This window comes from Aeromonas sp. PS2Canimalfood6 (assembly GCF_048276795.1).
GTDB lineage: Bacteria > Pseudomonadota > Gammaproteobacteria > Enterobacterales > Aeromonadaceae > Aeromonas > Aeromonas caviae.
This window is the reverse complement of sequence record NZ_JBLUXC010000099.1, coordinates 1-7075: the sequence shown is the minus strand read 5'-3', so window position 1 is coordinate 7075 and position 7075 is coordinate 1. Positions and strand designations below refer to the sequence as shown.

At 64.7% G+C, this 7075-nt stretch carries 7 protein-coding genes and 1 pseudogene; all 8 read right to left on the bottom strand.

The features are described 5' to 3' along the window. Positions 1 to 154 precede the first annotated feature (154 nt). Positions 155 to 1528 (bottom strand): HD-GYP domain-containing protein, encoded by a 1374-nt coding sequence (locus ACNPAA_RS20440; protein WP_103244503.1) that lies wholly within the window; start codon positions 1526 to 1528, stop codon positions 155 to 157. 84 nt (positions 1529 to 1612) lie between these two features. Continuing rightward, positions 1613 to 2170: a DUF3332 domain-containing protein gene (locus ACNPAA_RS20435; RefSeq protein ID WP_039039369.1), complete on the bottom strand. Its 558-nt coding sequence runs from the start codon at positions 2168 to 2170 to the stop codon at positions 1613 to 1615. A gap of 144 nt (positions 2171 to 2314) precedes the next feature. Further along, the gene (locus tag ACNPAA_RS20430; RefSeq protein ID WP_417891973.1) at positions 2315 to 3610 is read right to left on the bottom strand and encodes a methyl-accepting chemotaxis protein; all 1296 of its coding nucleotides are present in this window, start codon (positions 3608 to 3610) and stop codon (positions 2315 to 2317) included. Between the two features lie 202 nt (positions 3611 to 3812). Beyond that, complete coding sequence (locus tag ACNPAA_RS20425; RefSeq protein ID WP_161653707.1) at positions 3813 to 4277, bottom strand: GNAT family N-acetyltransferase; 465 nt, start codon at positions 4275 to 4277, stop codon at positions 3813 to 3815. A gap of 60 nt (positions 4278 to 4337) precedes the next feature. Continuing rightward, positions 4338 to 4793, bottom strand: coding sequence for a DoxX family protein (locus ACNPAA_RS20420; protein ID WP_202608079.1), 456 nt, complete (start codon positions 4791 to 4793; stop codon positions 4338 to 4340). Further along, on the bottom strand, positions 4790 to 5542 hold the full coding sequence (locus ACNPAA_RS20415) for a DNA-binding domain-containing protein (protein WP_053288256.1): 753 nt from the start codon (positions 5540 to 5542) through the stop codon (positions 4790 to 4792). The genes ACNPAA_RS20420 and ACNPAA_RS20415 overlap by 4 nt, the downstream gene beginning before the upstream one ends. A 175-nt stretch (positions 5543 to 5717) precedes the next feature. Next, positions 5718 to 6559, bottom strand: a pseudogene (locus ACNPAA_RS20410) (DUF692 domain-containing protein). A 59-nt stretch (positions 6560 to 6618) separates the two neighbouring features. Next, positions 6619 to 6882 (bottom strand): DUF2282 domain-containing protein, encoded by a 264-nt coding sequence (locus tag ACNPAA_RS20405; protein ID WP_010673595.1) that lies wholly within the window; start codon positions 6880 to 6882, stop codon positions 6619 to 6621. Between the last annotated feature and the right edge of the window lie 193 nt (positions 6883 to 7075).

Below are 7075 nucleotides of genomic sequence, written 5' to 3'. Positions count from 1 at the left end.
CATAGGCGTCATGTTCATAGAAAAACGCCCCAGGCCATCGAGACCCAGGGCGGTGAAGATATCAAAGACCCGTTTTCCGGTAAATCGCAATGCGGCTCCGCTTAAGTGAACAGCATTGCGCCGATGCGGGGCTTGTTTGTCTCGGGCTCGCGCCTTAGCTTGCACGAGCCAGGGGCTGCTCCGGAGTGAGGTAGAGGGAGAAGTCCTCTATCCCCGCCTTCAGGGCGGCAAAGCAGTCGGGGTCGATGGCCGTGCCCAGGTTTTCCGCCATCATCTCCAGGGCCCGCGGTACCGGGATGGCATCCCGATAGGGGCGCTTGGCGGTGATGGCATCGAAGATGTCGGCGGTGGTGATGATGCGCGTCTCCAGGGTGATCGCCTCCCCCTTGAGCCCCTTGGGGTAGCCCTTGCCGTCGAGTCGCTCATGGTGGGCGCCAGCCACCAGGGCCAGCTCCTCGAAGGCGCCGATGCGGCTCAGGATCTCCTCGGTGTAGGCGGCATGCATCTGCACCGCCGCCCACTCCTGCTCGTCAAGCTTGCCCGGCTTGTCGAGGATGGCGTTGCTCACCCCGAGCTTGCCCACGTCGTGGAGCAGGGCACCCCGCTTGAGCCAGCGTCGCCGCGCCTCGGACATCCCCATCTGGGCGGCGAGGATGTCGGTATAGAGCGCCACCCTGCCGCTGTGCCCCGCGGTATAGGGGCTCTTGGAGTCCACCACCTGGCCGAAGGCCGCCGCTATCTCGTCCAGATAATCCTCATCCAGCGCCACCTCCCCCTGCCCCGCCGGGTGGGCGAAGACCCGCTCCGCCAACGCGGGATCCGCCAGCCCTTGCCAGAAGGCCTCGTCTGCCAGCGCCTCGAAGGCCCTGACCAGGGCGGGATCAAACCAGTTGCCGCTGCGCTCGCGCAGCTCCCTCATCGCCGCGTCCGGTCCGGCTGCGGCGTGAAACACGTCCACCACCTGACAGAGCAGGGCGATGCGGGAGAAGAGCGGGATGGCCTCCCCCGCCAGTTGTTGCGGCCGCCCTTTGCCGCTCCAGTGCTCATCCAGGGAGAGGATCCCCTGGGCCACCTCGTCGCTGAAACGCAACTGGCGGGCGATGTCCGCCCCCCGGTGGCAGCGGGTCAGGATCAGCTCGTTGGCTATCTGATCCCCGTTGCGAAAGATGTGGAACAGGCTGCGAAAACGGCCCAGCAGATCCGCCTGCAAGCCGGTGTGACCCAGCACGAAGTTGACCACCTCGGAGAGGGAGCCATCCACCAGCTTGAAGTCGCGCTTGAAGTGAAGATCGTCGGTGAGATAGAGCTCGCAGATGCGGGCGGCATTGCTGCTGCACCCCAGATCCTTGAGCAACAGGGTGTAGTAGAGGTCGTGGCGCTGCCGGGCATCCAGTCCCAGTTGCTCCCCCAGACGAGAGCCTATCCAGCAGCAGCGGATGCAGTGGCCTCTCGGCTGCCCTTCCGTCATGTCCAGGGCATGGCTGAGAGAACCAATCAGCTCTGCCAAACGCAATCCATTTACCGTCATAGCCCACTCCCTCTACATCGGGGCGTACTTGCCCGCAGGCATGTATAGCATTTGTCGGGAGTAAAGGATCAGGGGGGCGACAAATTATGCCTGCCCCGCTCCCCGGCTTGCCGCCGCATCGCGCTGCTCGCGGCTCAGGGTCGAGACCAGTTTGTCATCCAGATAGAGATCCAGCCGCTCCCCGCGCATCTCTCCCCGCATCAGGCTGCGCTGACCGTCGATGTAGTGGATCTCCATCTGGGCGGTGCGCTCGTCCGGGTAGCTCACCTGTACCTCGCGCACCCCTTGGGGCAGCAGGGCCAGCGGCACCTGGTTGAGGGCAGGATCCAGGTGCGGGTTCACCTTGATGATCGCATCGCTCTTCTGATCCACCAGGGCGGGCGACTTGCCGGTAATGGGGTTCTTGCCGGACCAGAATTCGATGGTGTTGAACACGAAGAGATCCGCCGTGGCCGCCAAGCCATAGACGGGGGAAAGGAGCACGAAGACGCCGGCACGGCCGTAGCGATTGTCCACCACGCTGAGGTTGCCCTTGGTCACCATGGAAGAGAGGCCCATCTGGCCCATGCAACCACCGAGCCCCAGGCTCGCCCCCATTCCCAGCAGCAGGGCCAGTGCCCTGCCTCTCTGTCGTACTGCCATTGTTGTCTACCTGCTCAATAAAAAGGAGGCGGCAGCCTAAACAAGGGGGCCGGGCGGCACAATGACGAAGGGGGGCGTCATACAGCCAGGGTTCAGCCTGGCCGTCCGATCGCTCACTCTGTTGGCAATCTTGCGGTCAGCCCCTCAGATGGAGAGAGCCGACACCGTCTGGGAGACCCTGTCCGCCTCCTGGTGGATCTCGCTCATCAGCTTGTCCACGCCGGCGATCTGCTGCTTGCCGAGTTCGGCGCTGCCCGCCACCCCGGCCATGTCGTCGGTCACCCTGGCGGTCAGCTCGCGGTTCTTCTGCACCACCTTGGCGATCTCGTCGGTAGAGAGCGACGTGCGGGCGGCCAGCTGGCGCACCTCGTCCGCCACCACCGCAAACCCGCGCCCCAGCTCCCCTGCCCGCGCCGCCTCGATGGCGGCGTTCAGGGCCAGCAGATTGGTCTGATCGGCGATGGCGCTGATGGTCGAGACGATGGCCTCGATGCTTCTGGACTGCTCGTTGAGCTGGCCGATGAGGGCGATGGCCTCATCCACCTGGGAGGCGATGAGGGAAGAGGTCTGCACCACGGCGCGCAGCAGGCCCGCCCCCTCCTCTGCGCTGTGCAGGGTCTCCTGGGCGGTGCTGTGGGCCAGGCGGGCGGCCTCCCGGGTCGCGTGGTTCTGCTCGATGCGCGCGGTGATGTCGCTGGCGAACTTCACCACCCGCACCACCTTGCCGCTGCCATCCCGGATGGGGTTGTAGGTCGCCTCCAGCCAGACGGCCTGCCCCCGGCTATTGTGGCGCATGAAGAGGCCGGATTTGAACTGGCCCCGGGCCAGCTCCTCCCAGAAACGGGGCTGCTCGCGCAGAAAGGCCTCGTCACAGAAGATCCTGTGGTGCCTGCCCGCGATCTCACTCAGGGTGTAACCCATGACGCTCAGGAAGTTGGCATTGGCATGGAGGATGTCGCCGTTCGGGGTGAACTCGATCATGGCCCGGGAGCGGTCCAGTGCCTCGGTCAGCGCCTCGAGCCGCCCAAGTCGCTGGTGCTGTTCGGTGACGTCGCTGGCAATCTTGAGTACCCGGGTCACCCGGCCCTGGTGCTTCACCGGGAAATAGGTCGCCTCCAGCCAGCGCGTCTCCCCCTGCCGGTTCACGCGCTCGAAGGTGCCTGACTGCACCTCCCCCTGAGCGAGACGCCGCCAGAACTGGCGATAGTCACCGGACTCCCCCCAGGCCCTTGGACAGAGCTGGCTGTGGGGCTGCCCAATCAGTTCGGCGGCACCATATCCCATCAGGGCCAGGAAAGGGGGGCTCGCCTCCTGGATGATCCCCTCCGGGCTGAAGATGACGGTGGCGGCACCCGCCTTGATCGCCTCTATGATGCCCTGCTCCTCGTCGAGCCGGGTCTGGCATGCCTGCAACTGCGCTTTGAGCTTCTGATTGAACATGACACTTCTTCCTCGTTGACCATCCCCATGGGCACCACGGCCTCACCCACAGAGGGTATCGGCACCGCCAGCGCCGACATAAGTGGTCGGACGACTGAAACGAATGGGGCGCGCAGTGTATAGAAAAGCGGCGATGCCGCCAAGGGCTCCCAGTACGCAGCCCTTGTGAAAGAGGATCAACTCGGTGCAGAAAAAGAGGAGGCTAACGGTCAGGTACGCACTCGAGGCAGGCGGGATTGCCGGCAAAGCCGAACCGTTCGTAGATAGCGCGCCCATCACTGCTGGCATGGAGCCACAGCTTGCCCAGTTGCTGCTCGCGGGCATACGCCACCATGGCCACCAGCAGGGCATTCGCCATTCCCCGTCTGCGCCAGGCCGGCTGGGTGTAGATGTTGAGCAGGTACCCTTCCCGCCCCGCCAGATTGCCCGGGTAGGGCGGGCGCACGAAGAGTGCCAGGGTGGCGCACGCCACCACCTCGCCCTCCTCCTCCACCACCCAGCTACGGGCGCTGCCCTCTTCCTGCGCCTGAATGAAGTAGGCCTGCGTCGCCTCCCTGAGGACCGGATCCTCATCGGGCCGGGCAAGTTCCCCCACCTCGCAAAAGAGCGCCATGCGCAGTGTCGTCAGGGCGGGAATATCGGCCGCCAGGGCCTCGCGTACCTTCATCTCTTCTCCTTTGCATTCCTTGCCCACCCGTCAGTCAGGCAGGGCTCGTGTGCGGCCACCTTACGCCGGAGGCGAGCGACGGGCAAGGCGCCAGCTGTCGAGCCCCAGGGGGCCCGCCCCCCACACGGCCAGGGTCAGCAGCATCCAGCCCCACAACTGGTGATCGTGAAAGCCCCCCGCCCAGAGGGCCGGGTAGGAGATGACCGCCATGGCGTTGAAGCCAAAGAGCAGCAAGGCGACCGGACGGGTGAAGAGGCCCGCCAGCAGGAAGAGGGGCAGCAACAGCTCGGTCGCCGTGCCCGCATAGGCCGCCCACTGCCAGGGCAGCAGGGGCACCTGATATTCGAACTCGAACAGATAGAGGGTGCTGTCCCAGGCCGTGAACTTGAGCCAGCCGGATCGCAGAAAAATGGTGGCGACCCAGAGCCTGGCAAGCAGCAACAGGCCACCGCTGCACCAGGTCAAGATGCGTTCAACAAGGGGGCCAAGGGGCCTGGCAAGGGTTTGCGTTGTCATGGGGCAAGCTCCAGATCGACCAGCAGGTCGAGGGTGATGAGGGGGGCCAGGTGTTCGGCCATGGCGGGATCCTGAGCCAGCAGGCTGGCCAGCGGCCTGCCCTGCAGGCAGCCTTGCAGCAGACGCCAGGCGGCGGCATCCAGGGGAATGGGGTCGACCCGGTGTCCGGGGCGTTTCTTGAGTGCCAGGGAGCAGACAGCATCCAGCTCCCTGACCGTCTCACCGCCGTGCAGGGCCATCTGCCAGAGCGCCAGCACCGGATGGGGGCTCTCCAGGAGTTGCAGATCGCAGGCAGGATGCAGCACCAGCCGCTCCCAGTGGTCAGGGGTCATGGCGGCAAGCCGCTCGGCAGGCCAGCGCCGCGTCTCTGGTGCAAGCAGCGAGACCCGCTCCAGCCCCCACTCGAAGCGGGCCAGATCCCCGAGCCAGGGCAACGCGGCCGTGGTGGGCAAGCGTGCCAGCCAGTCGCCAAAGCCCTCCCCGTAGTCCATGACGCTCCCCTCCTCCAGAGGTGCCGCCAGCACGAACCCTCGTGCCGCCGCCTCAAAGAAAGTCTCGCCAACCATGGCGCGTACCGCGGGGTAGCTGCTGGCGAGCACCTCGGTGAGGCCGAGGATGAAGTTGTTGCGATAGATCTGCAACAGGGCGTCGGGGGCAAAGCGTCCCGGCTGGATGTGCCCGAGGATGGCATCATCCTGGCCGAGCAGACCGCTCGCAAAAGCGCGTTGCAGGGAAGCAAGCTCAGACATGGGCGGCCTCCCCGAGCAGACCGCTCACAAAAGTACCTTGCGGGGAAACAAGCTCAGACATAAGTGGCCTCCCCGAGCAGACCGCTCACAAAAGTACCTTGCGGGGAAACAAGCTCAGACATAAGTGGCCTCCCCGAGCAGACCGCTCGCAAAAGTACCTTGCGGGGAAACACGCTCAGACATGGGCGGCCTCCCTGGATGGTTGCTGTGCCGGCTCAGGATCTCGCTGGCACGCTGCGCCTCTCCCAGCAGCACCGGCAGCGGGGGGATCGCCAGATCCCATTCAATCAGGGTGGGGATGGCGCGCTGCTGGCAGACCTGCTCGTAGAGCGCCCAGACGGGCTCGGCCACGGGGGAGCTGTGGGTGTCGATATAGAGGGGCCCCTGGGGCAGGTGCTTCTCGGTAAAACCGGCCAGGTGAATTTCGCCGACCGTGTCGAGGTCGATAGTCGCCAGATAGTCGTCCACCTCCAGGCCGTGATTGACCGCGCTCACATGGAGGTTGTTGAGATCGAGCAGGACGCCGCAGCCGCTGCGCCCAGCCAGCTCGGCCAGAAACTCGGCCTCCCCCATCTCCCCCGCCAGTTGCAGGTAGGAGGAGGGATTCTCGACAAGCAGTTGTCTGCCCAGTGTCTGCTGCACCCGATCTATCTTGTCGCTCATGTGCAAAAGAGCGGCCCGGGTGTAGGGCATGGGAAGCAGATCGTTGAAATAGCGCCCGCCGATGCTGCCCCAGCTCAGGTGCTCCGACACCCGCACCGGCGAGATGGCCGCCACCAGGGCTGCCAGCTGGCGCAGGTGCCCGGCATCGAGCGGATCGGCGGAGCCCAGCGACATGCCGACTCCGTGAAGGCTCACGGGGTAGTGCCTCGCAAGCTCCGCCAGCACCTCGAAGCCCTGGCTGTGGCGCTCGAAGTAGTTTTCGCTGTGTACCTCAAGCCAGCCCACTCCGGGCAGGGTGTGGCGGATCTCGTCGTAGTGCGGGGTGCGTAAACCGATACCGATCAAGGGGTTCATGGCAGGGCTCTCAATAGATAGGGCCATGATGTGGCGGGCGCCACACCATGGCATGCGGCTTACTTGGGTTGCAGGGACCCGCCAGCGAGCTTCTCGCACAGCCCCTTGGGCACCACCACGAAGGCATCCCCCTGGGCATCCATCTTGGCGGTGCCGGCGCAGGATCCGCCCTTGGTGGCGCAGTCGTTCTTGCCCGCCTTGACCACGCCGTAGCACTTCTCCTTGTCATCCGCAGCCATGGCCGGCGCGGCGATGAACTGGGCACCCAGGGCCAGCAGACCCGTCATGGCAGAGGCGATGGCAGTACTCTTTTTCACGTTCATGTCTCTATTCCTTGTTGTCGAGAGTGATGTCTCCGGCGCATCTCATCCGGCTACGTTCAATAGAACCGGACGAGTAAGTATTCACCGGAACAGTATTGACACAGGAAAAATGAGACGATCGTCTCTTGATCCCACTTTCCTGCTTGCTTGATCCTGCTCCTTAGATACGCTCCCCCCATGAGCAAAAACACCA